At 47.8% G+C, this 14,581-nt stretch carries 13 protein-coding genes and 3 pseudogenes; 3 read left to right on the top strand and 13 right to left on the bottom strand.

Translation table 11 applies throughout. From position 1 onward, the window contains the following. Positions 1 to 24 precede the first annotated feature (24 nt). The 10 genes and pseudogenes from RWV98_RS09625 to RWV98_RS09580 all read right to left on the bottom strand — a co-directional run. The gene (locus RWV98_RS09625; protein WP_317865527.1) at positions 25 to 1,650 is read right to left on the bottom strand and encodes a class I SAM-dependent methyltransferase; all 1,626 of its coding nucleotides are present in this window, start codon (positions 1,648 to 1,650) and stop codon (positions 25 to 27) included. Positions 1,651 to 1,664: 14 nt separating this feature from the next. Continuing rightward, a complete protein-coding gene (locus RWV98_RS09620; protein WP_317865525.1) occupies positions 1,665 to 4,661 on the bottom strand; it encodes an Eco57I restriction-modification methylase domain-containing protein in 2,997 nt (998 codons plus the stop codon). Continuing rightward, the gene (locus RWV98_RS09615; RefSeq protein ID WP_442872113.1) at positions 4,654 to 4,839 is read right to left on the bottom strand and encodes a DNA-binding protein; all 186 of its coding nucleotides are present in this window, start codon (positions 4,837 to 4,839) and stop codon (positions 4,654 to 4,656) included. Before RWV98_RS09615 ends, RWV98_RS09620 begins: the two co-directional genes overlap by 8 nt. Before the next feature lie 166 nt (positions 4,840 to 5,005). After that, on the bottom strand, positions 5,006 to 5,299 hold the full coding sequence (locus RWV98_RS09610; protein WP_317865523.1) for a hypothetical protein: 294 nt from the start codon (positions 5,297 to 5,299) through the stop codon (positions 5,006 to 5,008). A gap of 146 nt (positions 5,300 to 5,445) precedes the next feature. Beyond that, positions 5,446 to 5,664: a hypothetical protein gene (locus tag RWV98_RS09605; RefSeq protein WP_317865521.1), complete on the bottom strand. Its 219-nt coding sequence runs from the start codon at positions 5,662 to 5,664 to the stop codon at positions 5,446 to 5,448. 244 nt (positions 5,665 to 5,908) lie between these two features. After that, positions 5,909 to 6,710: pseudogene (locus tag RWV98_RS09600) on the bottom strand (plasmid recombination protein); the annotation flags it as partial. Positions 6,711 to 7,131: 421 nt separating this feature from the next. Beyond that, positions 7,132 to 7,386, bottom strand: a complete 255-nt coding sequence (locus RWV98_RS09595) for a complexin-2 (RefSeq protein WP_317865517.1) — start codon at positions 7,384 to 7,386, stop codon at positions 7,132 to 7,134. A gap of 167 nt (positions 7,387 to 7,553) precedes the next feature. Next, positions 7,554 to 8,648, bottom strand: coding sequence for an AAA family ATPase (locus tag RWV98_RS09590; RefSeq protein ID WP_317865515.1), 1,095 nt, complete (start codon positions 8,646 to 8,648; stop codon positions 7,554 to 7,556). After that, on the bottom strand, positions 8,638 to 8,973 hold the full coding sequence (locus RWV98_RS09585) for a plasmid mobilization protein (RefSeq protein ID WP_317865513.1): 336 nt from the start codon (positions 8,971 to 8,973) through the stop codon (positions 8,638 to 8,640). Before RWV98_RS09585 ends, RWV98_RS09590 begins: the two co-directional genes overlap by 11 nt. A 2-nt stretch (positions 8,974 to 8,975) precedes the next feature. After that, positions 8,976 to 9,476, bottom strand: a pseudogene (locus tag RWV98_RS09580) (site-specific integrase); the annotation flags it as partial. Between the two features lie 86 nt (positions 9,477 to 9,562). Here RWV98_RS09580 and RWV98_RS09575 point away from each other — a divergent pair. Together RWV98_RS09575 and RWV98_RS09570 are read left to right on the top strand one after the other, a co-directional pair. Further along, positions 9,563 to 9,796, top strand: a complete 234-nt coding sequence (locus tag RWV98_RS09575) for a hypothetical protein (protein ID WP_442872112.1) — start codon at positions 9,563 to 9,565, stop codon at positions 9,794 to 9,796. A gap of 2 nt (positions 9,797 to 9,798) precedes the next feature. Further along, on the top strand, positions 9,799 to 10,308 hold the full coding sequence (locus RWV98_RS09570) for a hypothetical protein (RefSeq protein WP_317865511.1): 510 nt from the start codon (positions 9,799 to 9,801) through the stop codon (positions 10,306 to 10,308). 156 nt (positions 10,309 to 10,464) lie between these two features. Here the strand turns inward: RWV98_RS09570 and guaA are convergent, their stop codons facing one another. The 3 genes and pseudogenes from guaA to RWV98_RS09555 form a co-directional block, all read right to left on the bottom strand. Next, on the bottom strand, positions 10,465 to 11,754 hold the full coding sequence (gene guaA / locus RWV98_RS09565; RefSeq protein WP_317865509.1) for a glutamine-hydrolyzing GMP synthase: 1,290 nt from the start codon (positions 11,752 to 11,754) through the stop codon (positions 10,465 to 10,467). Positions 11,755 to 11,844: 90 nt separating this feature from the next. Then, positions 11,845 to 12,504 (bottom strand): hypothetical protein, encoded by a 660-nt coding sequence (locus RWV98_RS09560; protein ID WP_317865507.1) that lies wholly within the window; start codon positions 12,502 to 12,504, stop codon positions 11,845 to 11,847. A gap of 116 nt (positions 12,505 to 12,620) precedes the next feature. Then, positions 12,621 to 13,560, bottom strand: a pseudogene (locus RWV98_RS09555) (DMT family transporter). A 124-nt stretch (positions 13,561 to 13,684) separates the two neighbouring features. Here RWV98_RS09555 and RWV98_RS09550 point away from each other — a divergent pair. Next, entirely contained in the window at positions 13,685 to 14,551 is an 867-nt protein-coding gene (locus RWV98_RS09550; protein WP_317865505.1) for a LysR family transcriptional regulator, read from the top strand. Positions 14,552 to 14,581 lie beyond the last annotated feature (30 nt).

Raw genomic sequence — 14,581 nt, 5'->3', positions numbered from 1 at the left:
AAATCACCTACTTATCTTAACTTATTACCCTCTCCCTAATCTGCGCCGTTGCATCTTCTTCCAGATAGCACGGCATTTTCGGCACATCTCAGGATTCATACCTAATGTATCTACAAGTAGCTCTTTGTCAACAACATTCAGAGCAAGTTCAATATCTTCATCATTGCGCACTATAGCGTCAATATGTGCAAGCAACTTGTTCCTTAGTTCAGGATCAATCCTTTCCGCTTTAGGAAGTAGAATGTTGCCCATCTCACCGGGTAAGATTTCAAGAACACCTCCACCATAGCTCCGTCCGCAAATCTCGGTGAAAGCGAAGGAGATGCTGTTATAGTAGGCAAGAAGGACATTCTGTGGATCAATGCCATCGTTAATCTTCATGCGGTGCATAGTATCTGTGGAGACTGCATCACATTCATTCAGTACAAATTTAGGATAGAAATTATTTCTTCTTAAGAAAAACGCATCCGGTACCCACACAGAAGGAACAATATACCATCTATCTCGGATGGAGCATTTATAGCCCTCGTGTTCACCATTCGCTTCACCGAGCGAAATGTACTCCTTATGTTTGGCAGGATATTCATCATACGGAAGCTCAGGGAAGTTAATTAGTCGTGCACGCTTTCCTGCAACCTTGTTGTTCTCCCAATCTTCTGCCGTGAAATATATTCCGTGCGCATGGGAACTTCTACCAATCAAAGGAAGTGTTACTTCGCTTAGCTGATATTGCTCAGATATTTCTTCCGTAATGGAGAAGTAGCTATTATTACCTGTGGTTATTCCAACATTGATTATGCCGTATTCAGAGAACTTGGCAAAACGCTTATCTGCACGAAGCTCCTGAATGAGCGCCATTTCCTCTGCATTTACGAAATACTTAGTCCATTTTTCCTTGACATGCTGCATCTTTTGGAATCCATTTTGAGACAGATCCAACTGAGCAAAACCGCTAAGGTCATTCATTTCAATAATGCGAATGCCCTTTTCTTCCTCGCCTTTCTCGCCAATAAACACAACAACTTCTTGCTCAATGTCAGGAAACACAAGCTGTTCAAATGTGATAAGAGTAATTTTCGCAAGATTATTGGCCAAATATAGGCGCAGATCCTCCGCATACGCAACTTGAAGTATTTCAGCCGGAACAACAAACGCTATTTTGCCTTTTTCGGACAATAGCTGTACGCAGGCTACGATAAAAGCAACCCACGCATTTATCAGCTTATTGGCTTTCATACCATGAGAAGTCAGAATCTGAGATTGCATTTTTCGCTGACTTTCTTTCAGATATTGATAACGAATATAAGGCGGATTACCTAAAATCAAATCGTACTGTTCCTTGCCAAGAACACGATTATAAAAGTCAAAAAAGTCTTCGGTGCATACTTCAATTTGCTCAAATTCAGAATATCGATCTCTAACTTTTTCAGCTTCGTCTGGTTCGATTTCAACAGCTGTTAGCTTTTCTACCCTATTTAGAAGATTAAGGTTCTGTAGCGCATCAAGAAATACTCCATCACCACAACTTGGTTCCAAGACGGTAGAGATATTTTGAGACGCAAAAAGCTCCACCATAGCATCTGCAAGCTGCAATGGTGTATAATACGCTCCTTTTAATTTCTGCTCTGAACTATCCTTTTTGAGTCTCATTGTTAATACCTCGCTTAATAATCGAGTCTATATACCCTATCAATCAATCCCTGAATCTCAGAGATAAGTGCTTCTTTCTGTCTCTGCAACAGATTTGCAATACGCTTTGCAGGACGGCCGGACAGTGCATCGTTGATTTCGTAAATCTCTCGACTTGCTGCTACTACTCTGTCGTGGATGGCTTTTTGTTCCTCTACGGCAAAATCCAACTCAACAAAGGGGAGTGTAGAGAGAACAAATGTACCACGAGCAGTAAATCCGCCTTCAAAGTCGCTGCCTACGATCTCCAAGATTCGCTCTGTAATGGGATTTGACAGCCATGCCTGAATGTATTCAAGTGCATATGGGCTGCCATCTTTTTTACTAACTGCACAATATCCAGCAGTACCGCCTGACGCAATCAGAATATCGTCTGTATCCATCGCATACATAGGTTCTTTGCTCAACACGCCAACTATCAATTTGGGCGTGTTAATAAATGCAGTCAAGGCTTGCGTTCGACCATACTGATACCATGTATCTGCGGTAGCATTGGGAACGTCACGAGTCCCATCAGGGGAAACACACTTAGGAACCAAACGATCATAATGAGCTAAGAGATACGCATATGTTTCTGGATAACTGCTTTGCATCTCATCTATGCTGATTAGATGTCCATTGTTATCGTAGGGGAAAATAATCTGTTTGTCAGTTGCAAAAATACTATACGAATTCAGGCCCTTCTCTGCTTTTTTTGTTGGCTTAAAATAAGGGCGAAGTAAGGCTTTCTCAATAGTGTAATTATTGCCATCCCTGCTGATTTCAATAGTATCGGCATATTCGGCCACAATTTCATCTGAGGAGAACCAATAAATAGGGGTTGGTCTTTCTGCACTGGTCTGAATTCCGTTAAAAATTTCTGCGTGCTTTGTGATTGGGACAGCCACTTCGTCCAGTCTCTGGAGCATGGTCAAAAACTCAAAGTCAGTTGTCAATCTCCATGGTAGCTTGTTCAATACGGAAGAATTAAGCTCAATAGAGCTGACTTCTTCTCCTGCCCACAGTTTGTTAGCAGAATCGACGCTACTGTAAACAAAGGTTGACTGCTTTTCCTTGGAAAGCAAAATAATGGAGCTATAAATAGTTTTGTCCTCAAACAACTGCGCATCGCCGAAGTCGTCCAGACTGATGAGCATACGTTCTTTTGCAATCAGATTACGCAGTTTCTCGCCAGCACCAATTTTGAAGAATTTGTTGGGAACAATATAGCATACCAAGCCATTTTCATTGATCTTATTGATCGCCTGCTCTATGAAAATAAAATACTTGTCAAATTGCTTATGCGATGTCTTGTACTTCTTTTTATAGACTTCTACTTCTGCACTCGGCAACAGTGTGTGCATTCCTTCGGTATTCACATACGGAGGGTTGCCGATAATTACATCAAATCCGCATCCGTTGTTAATTGCATTCCAATCAAACGGCGCGATTTCCATCATCTGCTGGTTAGCACCGCTAATTCCATTCAATTCAGTCTGGCTGACAAGGGAGTTTCCAAAGTGGATGTTGTCACCCAAATCAGGAAGGATCGGAACAACTTTCGCCACAGAAGGTGCAGTTTCATCTTCGATTAGCTTAATTAGCAAAGAGAACTTAGCAACTTCGACGGCATAGATGTCAATATCTATGCCGTAAATACAGGAACAAAGAATGTCTTTTTTCTCTTGAAGAGGCAGCTTATACAAGTCAATGCCCGTCTCAATTAAATGATCTGTCTGCTCGTTGCTGATATACCATTGTACGCAGTAATCCTGCAAATAGGCAAATGCTTCTTCCAAGAAAATACCAGAGCCACAAGCAATATCAGCAACACTGATATTCAAAATCTCAGAAGGAGTTTTTCCTTCACACACCGTGGAAAGCGTTTTATCGACCATATATTTGACGATTTCCGTGGGTGTCGTAACAACAGATCTGTTCTGGCAATCTTTCTTCTTACCAAGGCCAATGGTGTTATTTTCGAGCAGCACTAATTGTTCAGTTAAGAATATCTCATAAATCTTGCCAAGCAAATTCGGCTCGATAATATTAAACAAATAAGGACTCTGAGGATAATACAAGTCCTCAATCATACCTTTAATAACTTCGCAGGAAAGATCGAAAATAATGTCTTCACCGGAAAACATTCCAGAATTGTAGCGTCGGTCAGCAGATCGGAACAATTCCTCCAGTTTAGATTGCAGTTGATCGGCATCTGTAATGGTGTCCTTCAACTTGTGATACAGCGGCAGATTTTTATCTTCACAAATTCTCAGGAAAACGATTTGGTTAATAAACTCCTGAACAACATCATTTAACACTTCCAACGACGCATAGCGGCCACCCTGAGCATACAGTTCGTTGCTAAGAGCCACACGCCATTCGTTGATTTGAGAAAGAAACAGTGTATCAACCTGCTGGGTTTGTCCTCCTGTTGCGGGGAAGTTTGCGTCCAAATAAGCGTCAAAATCACCAGAGTAAACGGTGTCTCTTGCAATCAATCCTACAATTTCTTCAATCTTTTCTACATACTCGGTGTAATGATACAGCCGGTATCTTGCCACAGCACATCCATCATCTTTGTGGGCAATATGGCAGGTATCGTAGATTGCCAGATATTCAAAATTTGTGAGAACAGCCAGACGATGCTTTGCGTTCCAGCCGTACTTTCTGGTCTGGATTACCGGATCTGCAACTCTGGTAATATCCACCGCAGGCTTCTTTGCTTCTACAAAGAATTTAGGCACACCCCTGAGCGTAATGGTATAGTCAGGGCGATCCGTTCGGGTAGAATAATTCTCCGCAATAACTTCTCGATATTGGGGTGCCAACCCTTTTTCGTTTGCAACATCCCAACCCAAGAGTTTTAACAGAGGATCAATATATTCAATTCGGCAAGAATGCTCATTGTAGGCATTTCTTGTATCCTTGTAAAAATCAATATTAGCTTCAAAACGATCTACAAGGCTTTGTAACTCAGTTAAGTTAATCATTGGTATTAGCTGCCTTTCTTTTGTCGTTTGTTGGCTTTTCTGCATTTTCGGGAATAATCCAAATGCGACTCATACGGGTAGCTCCAACAATCCGATTAGCTTTGCATAATATCTGAACTTGGCGTGAAGTAATGCCCCATTTTTCAGCAGCTTCTTGCACTGTCATATATCCATTCACTTGCCACACCTCACCCCGTCTCTGCACAGCTACAATAACTCGTTTTTTATTATATTCGTTTAAGCGAAATAAAGCAAGTACAAAAAGGCGCCTTTTTTGGAATGTCTCTTGTTTTTGTAGAAAAATGCCGCCCGTGAGATTTTCCCCACGGACGGCATCTGCCAGATTATTTCCTTTTAAGATTATCTGTGTTCAGTTTTGCTAGATCGCTTGCGGCTTTCCGACGTTTCTCGCTGTATGGGGCAGTCAGTTTGAAACTGAGGCGTCCTTTTTTAATTTCAAAGGTCAAGCAGCCGTTCTCATCATTGTCAATCAGCCTGCACTCAGACGGATATTTAGCCGCATAGACCGTCAGCCTGTTTTTCAGCGCTGTATTGTAAGTACAGACCTCAATCATGCCGTCAGCCTCGTTAAAATAGATGTTGGTTGCTTTCTGCTTCTTGGAAAGACCTGTTTTCATAAAACCTCCGCTTTTTCACAAATATTTTCCGGCTCATCACCTGCAAAAGTAGCCTTGATTTTTGATAGAGAGCGCCCAAATGATGCGCTTGTTCTATTCGGACTCTCACGTTTAAGATTTTGCGTTTTTCCCAGCTCTACACGGGATTAGCGGACATCTTCTCTCGCCGACACTTTTTCCCTGTGTCTGCCAAACAAATGCCACAAGCCATTTCTCTCGATTACCGCCTCGTAGCGGCGGACTTTCCCTCGCAGCACCTCGTTTTCCTGCTCTATCTCGGCGGCGTTGAGCTTGCTACGGATGGACTTGTACTCGGACAGCTCCTTGGTCAGTGCCGCAACTTTGGCTTTGAGTTCAGAGATCAACTGTTCGCCGCATCCAGTGCCTTTTGAAGTTTGGAAGTTTTCTTCTCCTGCGTGATGTACTTTTTAGCCGCCGCTGCAAGTGTCTCATACTCTGACCGCTCCAACATGACCTTTGATGATAGCGGGACAGGCTTTGCCTCAATTTGCTCCACCGACTGAACGGCGATCTGCTGCTTTTGGATTTTCTCAATTTTCTTCTCAAGCGAAGCGGCCTCCTGCTCTTTTTGCTCTGTCTTTTCAGTGAAATTGGCAAGCCGTTCCTGCTCCTGCTGCACCTTAAACTGCGTCACGGTCAGATGCTCCTCGGAGCTGCCACGCTCCCCACGCTCCACATCGTCATAGCCAGCGTTCTTCATGTGCCGAAAGAAATCGTCTTGCAGAACGCTGTATGATTTTTTGAGAACTGGCTTGCCACTGGCGGTCAAAACCGGCTCGCCGGTCACTTCATCAATGGCGGGTTTGGATAGCCATTTCTTGCTCATGCTGACTTGCATGATGGTTTCCTTGACCTTGCCCACCAGCGATTTGTCCTTGCACCGCTTTGTCCAGAGAATCTGCTTCTCCACCACCGGCACATAGACCACATGGAGATGGTAGTGATACACATCCTCTCCCAGCGCCTCTGACATGGCCCGGTTGCGCTCATCGGCGTGCATGACTGCTGATAAAATGTACTGTTCGCCGCCCACGATTTTGATTGCAGCTTGGTAGGCGTCGTGGTAAAATTGTTTTGCAAAATCATACCCGCCGTGGTTGAAGAAGTAAGCGGAGTTGGTGTCAAAGATCAGTTCACCGTATTTGAAAGCGTCCTCTTTGAGTCCGCGAGTGGAGATAATCCCGTCGGCCTCCATCTGCTCGAACATCTTCCTGTAATCATCGGTCGGGGATTTGAAATGGACATTGAGTTGTGACCGTTCTGGCACAATATCCTGATTGACATACGATTCTTTTTCACGCTCGTTATGCTGTTGAGCGTTTCCAATTTTGGCTGTTGTAAGCCTCATATTTCTTGCGCTGGTACGATTGACACCATCGCCTCTTGCCATAGGCAAAAATCCTCCCTCTTAAGTTTGTACGGACATCGCAAGCCACGGGGAGGCACTTCATCTTCGTGTTAAGTGCCGCCTGCGGCGGTTGCACTCCGAAACACGCCTGCGGGCGTAGTGCGGAAGTGTAATAACCCACTATGACACTTTCATCCTGCGGCTGCAAAGTGTCGTGGGCTCTCCGAGGGGGTATGCGGATGCTGTGGCATCCTCTGCCGCTTTTTTCGGCTTGTAGGTGGTACCCACAGCCTCAAAATCCGGCGTGACCGGTAGCCTTTCCGCAACCGAACCTGCTCCAATTCTGCCGCCCACATCCATCTCAAAATCTGCGGTTTTTTGATGAGGACGGGAGATGCGGTGGGGTTTGTGTCAGCCAATACTTTGTCTTGTCCGCCATCCACAGGAGCGTGGCACGCTCTTGTCATAGCTCCCAAGGAGAAGTAGTCCAGCGGTAGCTTTGCGGCACTCCACGGCGGTCAAGATATTCCTGCCTTGCCCGTTCCCGTTGTTCCTCCGTAGGGGCTGTTTTGTACTGCGAATAAAGCTGCCTGTTCAGCATGGCATCCAGCTTTCGCTCCAAGCCCTGCCGGATTTCCTCGTCAAAATCATCCTCGCCGTTCAGGTGATAAAGCACCAGATTGACGAACAGCTCATAGGGTATCTGTACATTTTTCATTCGTTCCCATCCTATCCTTTCCGTGACGGTTGTGACGATTGTGACGGTATTTTTGATACCGCCCCTGCCATCGTTTTAATCGTCACAACCGTCACCAATCGTCACACAGCTTTTCTCGCTAAGCTGATGGAGCTGCCGTTGCGGGTACGCTTCATGGCGTATTCGATCTAATACTCGTTTAACAATTCTCCTGCCTTAACATTCAGCCTGCGGGTCAAAATGTTGGGCTGTATATCTTCTTGTAACAGGCCCACAAGCTCCGTTGCACTGCCGCTCCACACCGGGTTATCTTCGGTAATCACAGCGGCGATTTTGTCCAGTAATGGGTCAGGCGGTTTCTTCCAAAGTTCCGTTTCCGCATGGTCGAGCTGCCATGTGAGCTTCTCGGCATCCCGTATCAGGTGCAACCGCTGGTCGGGCTGATCTCTGCCGACAATTTCAAGGGTAGCGCTCAGATCGGTTCGCTTCTCCTTTTGCAAAAGAAATGCTCCATCGGCGCAGCCAAGCAATCCCGTTGTGCCGGAAATCATTTCAAACTTGTCTCCGACCTGTTGTTTCCTTGTATGATGTACCAGCAAAATGCACACGCCGTTCTTGCCGGCAAACTGCTTCATCCTGCCTATGATGTCATAGTCGTTTGCGTAGCTGTAAGCATCGGTGCTGACCTCCCGGATTTTTTGCAAGGTGTCGATAATAATAAGCCGGGTGTCGAGATGTTCCCGGATGAACTTTTCAAGCTGTTCGTCCAGTCCTGCGCCGAGCTGCTTTGCATATACGGCGAAGTGCAGGCTGTCTGTCCCCTCCACACCGAACATACGGGACATCCGCTCCTGCAATCTCTGGTAATCGTCCTCCAGAGCCAGATATAAAACTGTGCCTTGGCGGACATCATAATCCCAGAGTTTTTGCCCGGTGCTGATGTGATAGGCAAGCTGCGCCATGAAGAACGACTTGCCCACCTTGGGCGCTCCGACAAACAGATAGGTGCCGGAGTAGAGCAGACCGTCAATGAAGGACGGCCTGCTTTGATATACCGTTTCATACAGCTCGTTCATGGAGACTGTATGCAGATATGCCGGGTCGTTAAAACGGTGCAGCTGGCGGCACAGTTCTTCAAAATCTGTTGGAGAATTTTCAATCTTATCCTTGATTTCCGGCGCAAAGGCATTTATACTACAAACAGATAAGGTTTGAATTGACTGCCGATCATCTGCGCCAACAGATGTTGCAAGGGCAGTCTTTTCTTTTGCGTCAGTTACCATAGGCATCGTCCTCCTTCATCCCGCCCATGATGGTTGCGATCAGGTTGATGGTGTCCAGCAGCTCGTCATCCACACCAGCCCCAGCTTCAATGCGCTGAAGCTGTTCGATTACGGTGGCAAGCTGATTGCGTAGCGCCTTGAACACTCTGGGGTTACCCTGCACTACCACATCCTTACAAAGTAGCCTGCGGGTGATATAATTTTGCTTGGTGAGACCGGTAAGCTGCACGGCGATCTCGATTTGTGCGTCCTCCTCCGGCGACACCCGGAACGCTACTGTCTTGTTGCGCCAACGGTTTTTTCTGTCTGTGTTTTTCAACGACATAATCATGCGCCCCTTTCCATATTTAATTTGTCCGCCATTTCTGTCTGCTTGGATGGGAACAGGTGTGCGTAGTTGTAAGTAATGTCGATGCTCTCATGCCCCACTCGGTCTGCGATGGCCGTAGCAGAAAAGCCCATGTCAATCAGAAGTGATACTGCGCTACGGCGAATGTCATGGATTCGGATGCGCTTGACACCGGAATCTTTCGCTCCTCTGTCCATCTCCCGGTGAAGATAGCTTTTGGTGACGGTGAACATCCGGTCATTGTCCCCGACATCATAGAGCATTTTCAAATAGTCCTGCATTTCATCTGCGAGGAACTGCGGCATTTTGATAGTGCGATTGCTTTTTTCCGTCTTGGGTGTTGTGATGACATCCCGGCCCTTAAGCCGCTGATAAGATTTGTTGATGGTCACAGTACATTTCTCAAAATCGAAGTCTGCCGGGGTCAGCGCCAGCAGTTCCCCATCCCGGATGCCGCACCAGTACAACATCTCAAAGGCATTCTTACACCGGCCTGATGCACACGCTGTTTACGCTGGAGGACAGATATGGCCTCCAGATTGACGAGGCAGATGGGGAAATCTGCTTGAAAGTTGACGTTCGTAAAAACAAGGATGCTGCCCGTCTGCATGAAATGCTCTGCGCTTGGCGTCAGGCTGCCGCTATGCTCAAAGCCGGGGAAATCACGCAGGAGGAATATGACCGCTGGCGCTATCGCTATCCCGAATTCGACACCACCGGGCATTGGCACAAAGTCGCTCCCTCTCAGGCGTTCAGCGATATGCTGGTAGAAGAATTAAAAAGGAATACGGAGGATTAACTATGTCAAACATTTTGACAACAGAGGAGCAAGTAAAAGCTGCCATAGGTATTTCAGATTGGCGCCATCTCTCAAAAGATAAACTGATGAACTTTGTATCTGTTTTACCTAACGTAGACAGCGAAGTCGCTATAAGAATCATTGAGCAGTTCCCGGAATTCTCCAAAAGCTCTGTGGAGATGCTCAACATTATGAAAGATGTCTGCAACACAGCTTTGGAAGATGATAAGCAAAGTTCCATTCAGAGTATTGAAGCATATAAACAAGTATTAGATGAGCTAAGTGCCATGCTCAAAAGGGAGGATCTTTCAAATGAGGATAGAAAGTATTTTGCGGACAAAATGATTGAAGTTGCTGATAAAATTGGGCTCAAAGATACGGAGGGAAAGGCATTCAAGGGAAAACTATTGAACACTATAGGTGGTGTTATCCTTGGGGCTCTCATAATTGGCGCTGGTGTCTTAGGAGCTAAATATATTGATACCAATGGAAAGAACTTACTTAATCAATAACGGGAAATTGATGCATAACAAAAAGAGCTAACTGACTTAATCAAAATCAGTTAGCTCTTTACTTATGAATAATGAAAATCTGTTGCCATTTCGTTGCCACGAAAGGCGTTAATCCTCAAAAAGTCCCGTGATTACAGGCTTTTTTCGTCTCTGAAATCATTCCCACTCGATCGTGCCGACCGGCTTGGGAGTCAGATCGTACAGAACGCGGTTGATGCCGGGCACTTCATGGGTGATGCGGTCGGTGATGCGCTGCAATACCGGCCAATCGATCAGTTCAATCGTGGCGGTCATGGCGTCCACCGTATTGACCGCGCGGAGGATGCAGGGCCACTCGAACGAGCGCGCGTTATCACGCACGCCGACCGACTTGAAATCCGGTACGACGGTGAAATACTGCCACACCTTACCGGCTAGACCGGCCTTGTCAAACTCTTCGCGCAGGATGGCGTCCGCTTCGCGCAGGGCTTCCAGACGGTCGCGCGTGATCGCGCCAAGGCAGCGCACGCCGAGGCCGGGGCCCGGGAAAGGCTGGCGGTAGACCATGCTCTCCGGCAGACCAAGAGCTACGCCGCAGGCGCGCACCTCGTCCTTAAAGAGCATTTTCAGAGGCTCGACCAGCGCAAAGTCCATGTCCTCCGGCAGGCCGCCGACGTTGTGGTGGCTCTTTACCGCCTTGACCGTCTTCGTGCCGCTTTCGATGATATCCGGGTAAATCGTACCCTGCGCCAAAAATTCGATACCGGAAAGCTTCCGCGCTTCCTCCTCGAACACACGGATAAACTCCGCGCCGATGATCTTGCGTTTCTGCTCCGGATCGGTCACGTCCGCGAGCTTGTCCAGAAAACGGTCTACCGCGTCCACATAGATAAGGTTCGCGTCCATTTCATCGCGGAACACCGAAACGACCTGCTCCGGTTCGCCCTTGCGCAGCAGACCGTGGTTGACATGCACGCAGGTCAGTTGCTTTCCGATCGCCTTGATCAGCAGCGCCGCGACGACCGAGGAATCCACACCGCCGGAAAGCGCCAGTAGCACCTTGCGATCCCCCACTTGCCGCTGGATCAGCTCGATCTGATCCGCAATGAAGTTTTCCATGTTCCAGTTGGGCTGCGCGCCGCACAAGTCGAATACAAAGTTGGACAGCGCGGTTTTGCGTTCGCCTTCGTCCGCGGGCCATGGCTTATCGCCCTTATGATCGGCAAGCAGCACGGGTACGTTGTAATTATAAACTTCCTTTGCCACGTCGATCTCTACCCCGTCCACCACACGGTTGGGGCCGCCGTTTAAAATAATGCCTTTTACGCCCGGCAACGCGTCCAGCTCCGCCGCCGTGATATCATGCGGGTGGATCTCGCTGTACACGCCCAGCGCGCGGATCTCGCGGGCCAGTCTGGGGTTTTCTTCGCTGCCAAGGTCAAGGATAACGATCATATCCTGCTTCATTGCAGTCCCTCCATCTTTCTATACGGTTAATATATTTAATCATACCGTATTTTTCTTTTGAATGCAAGCGTTTCACCATGGACGGCGCGGTTATAGGACAAGACGCTCCATGCGCGCGCCGGGCGCGAGCGCGCGGACATACGCCGCAATCTGTTCAAGGCAGTTCTCCACCCGAGCCGCCGGGTAGCCTTCGGGCGCAAACACCAAATAAACGGGGTGCAGCGTATCCTCCTGTAAACAGGTGCGCTCGTCCGGTCCGGCGATCATGCTGAGGATAATGCCGCCATCATCGCGACCGGTCAAATCGCCCTTATATGAGTGACTTTCGCGCCCGCCCATGCCGGTAAAGGACTCCTCAGCAGCCGGACGATAAAGTGTGACCGGGCCCTGCACACGTTCCACGTCATGCGTGCCCAGCAGCACGCGCGTTTTCAGTTCAGTCAAAAACGCTACTTGATTGATGGGGCTCCATTCTGGAAACGGCCGGCCCTTGAGCAAAAAACTCTCGAGCTGCGCCATGACCGGATAGGTCTTTTTGAATTTACGAAAATAACGAAAATAAGGGTCCTCGCTGAAATCTCGTTTGCGGTCATACTCAGGCGCCAGAAGCATGATCTCGTCCAGCTCCCTCCGCTTCAGCGCCTCAAAACCCGCCGTATCCCAACCAGATGGATCCGGATACCAAACCTCAAGCACGCCAAAGGGCAACTGCAAGCCTTTTAGGGCGGCGTCCTTCTGCATATCGATCAATTTCATGCCACTCCTTTATATAGAACTGCCTTCATTGTGGATGAATACGCTCGATTTGTCAAGTAGACGCGGTCTTTGTTTGCGCCGGGTCCCATACACAAGACGAATTTGGCGGTTCATCTAGTCTGTCCGATTTTTCCACTGCGTTCGCTAAAGACCGCGCCGCCGATGATTAACACCGCCCCGATGAGTTGTACCGGCAACAGGGTTTCATGAAGCAGCAGCACTGAAAAAGCAACGGCTGAAAGCGGTTCCAAATAACCGCACACCGCCACTGACTGCACCGGCAGCTTACCGATCGAAGAAAAATAAAAGTAACATCCAATTCCTGTGTTGAGTAAGCCGAGCATAAGGATAGGCGCCCAATCCGAGCTTTCTATCCGAATGAACAAGCCCTGCTTTACGTAGACAAAAACGGCTACGGTTATAAAACTGAAAATGAGTTGCAGCATGGCGTTTTCCAACCCGGTAATACACGCAGCCTTTTTGTTGCAGATCACCATGGCCGCATACATGATCGCGGACATGCCGCCACAGAAGAGTCCCCAACCTATACCGCCCTCTTGCAGTGCTCTGCCGTTGACAAGATAGATCCCACACAGCACCGCAACAAAACCAATCATTTTCGTCGGCGTCAGCTTTTCACCAAACAAAAGCGGCGAAAGCGCCATAACAATGACCGGCCCGCAGTAATAGGCCAGCGACGCAATACCGACCCCGATCTGCTGGTATGCTTCATACAGGAACATCCAACTAGCGCCCATCGCAACACCCGATATGGATAAAAAAGAGAAACTGCCGCTTGTGTTTCCCAAAAGTAAGTTTTCCCTTGTGAAACAAGAAAATAATCAGTAACAGCAGACTACCGATCAACGTGCGCAGCAGAACGATTTCATAGCTGGTCAGCGCAATATGACTGGCTACAATGCCGTTTGTCCCGAATAACAGCAGTGCGGCAAAATATTTGATGTGCGCGTGCTCCGTGATCCTCTGCTTCTCTTTTTGGTTTCGATCGGTTACTGGCCGCAGCCTTTGCAGGGTGCTTTGTAAAATCATTTCGGTACCTCTCCCCATTGCATTTCTTTTGGATATAGTGTACCATATCTTCTATAAGCACAAAAGCGAATGTTTTTCATATATTCTATGATAAAATCGAATATAAAAGGGGAATCGGTACTGCATGGATATGAACATACAAAAATACATGGCGTTCCTTAAAACAGTAGAGTATGGCAGCTTTACAAAGGCCGCCGAGGTACTGAGCTATTCCCAATCCGGCATCAGCCGCATGATCAACGATTTGGAGAAGGAGTGGAAGATCACCTTGCTGGAACGGGGACGCGCCGGGGTTCGCCTGACTTCCGACGGTCTCAAGCTGCTGCCGCATGCCCAAAGCGTCTGCACGGAATACCGCAAGCTGCAAATGCAGGTAGACGAACTGAACGGGCTGCAAGCCGGCCTGATCCGGATCGGCACCTTTTCCAGCGTCGCGACCCATTGGCTGCCGAACATCATCCGGGAATTTCAAAAAGACTATCCCAACATTGAGTATGAATTGCTGCTGGGCGACTATAAAGAAATCGAGGAGTGGATCCTAACAGGCCGCGTCGATTGCGGTTTTCTTCGCCTGCCCACGCACCCGGAGCTGCAAACGATTTTCTTGGAGCAGGACGAGCTGCTCGTCATTTTACCAGAAGCGCACCCCTTGGCAGGGTGTGATAGATTCCCGGTCGCCGCGTTATGCAACGATCCGTTCATGCTGCTAGAAAAAGGCGAAAAAGCTGAGGTCTCCGAAATATTTGACCGGTGCAAGATATCGCCTAACGTACATTTTACCACTTGGGATGACTATGCGATCATGTCGATGGTGGAAAGCGGCCTTGGTATCAGCATTTTGCCCCAGCTGATTCTCAGGCGGGTTCCTTATCGCATCGTTGCAAAAGAATTGGAGGTACCCGCTTACCGCAGCATAGGTCTGGCCCTACGGGATCAGCGTTCCGCATCCATAGCGGTCAAGCGCTTCATGGAATATTTGCAATACCGCTGATACGGAACCCTGTCAAAAAATCCCCCAAAC

It is taken from the genome of Agathobaculum sp. NTUH-O15-33 (assembly GCF_033193315.1).
Classification (GTDB): Bacteria; Bacillota; Clostridia; order Oscillospirales; family Butyricicoccaceae; genus Agathobaculum; species Agathobaculum faecihominis_A.
The sequence above is the reverse complement of the archived record's forward strand: the minus strand, read 5'-3'. Positions and strand labels throughout refer to the sequence as shown.

Excerpts from the sequence above, each read along its gene's own strand:
- RWV98_RS09625 (WP_317865527.1), bottom strand. The coding sequence starts at position 1,650 with ATGAGACTCAAAAAGGATAGTTCAGAGCAGAAATTAAAAGGAGCGTAT.
- RWV98_RS09620 (WP_317865525.1), bottom strand. The coding sequence starts at position 4,661 with ATGATTAACTTAACTGAGTTACAAAGCCTTGTAGATCGTTTTGAAGCT.
- RWV98_RS09610 (WP_317865523.1), bottom strand. The coding sequence starts at position 5,299 with ATGAAAACAGGTCTTTCCAAGAAGCAGAAAGCAACCAACATCTATTTT.
- RWV98_RS09595 (WP_317865517.1), bottom strand. The coding sequence starts at position 7,386 with ATGAAAAATGTACAGATACCCTATGAGCTGTTCGTCAATCTGGTGCTT.
- RWV98_RS09590 (WP_317865515.1), bottom strand. The coding sequence starts at position 8,648 with ATGGTAACTGACGCAAAAGAAAAGACTGCCCTTGCAACATCTGTTGGC.
- RWV98_RS09585 (WP_317865513.1), bottom strand. The coding sequence starts at position 8,973 with ATGTCGTTGAAAAACACAGACAGAAAAAACCGTTGGCGCAACAAGACA.
- RWV98_RS09570 (WP_317865511.1), top strand. The coding sequence starts at position 9,799 with ATGTCAAACATTTTGACAACAGAGGAGCAAGTAAAAGCTGCCATAGGT.
- guaA (WP_317865509.1), bottom strand. The coding sequence starts at position 11,754 with ATGAAGCAGGATATGATCGTTATCCTTGACCTTGGCAGCGAAGAAAAC.
- RWV98_RS09550 (WP_317865505.1), top strand. The coding sequence starts at position 13,685 with ATGGATATGAACATACAAAAATACATGGCGTTCCTTAAAACAGTAGAG.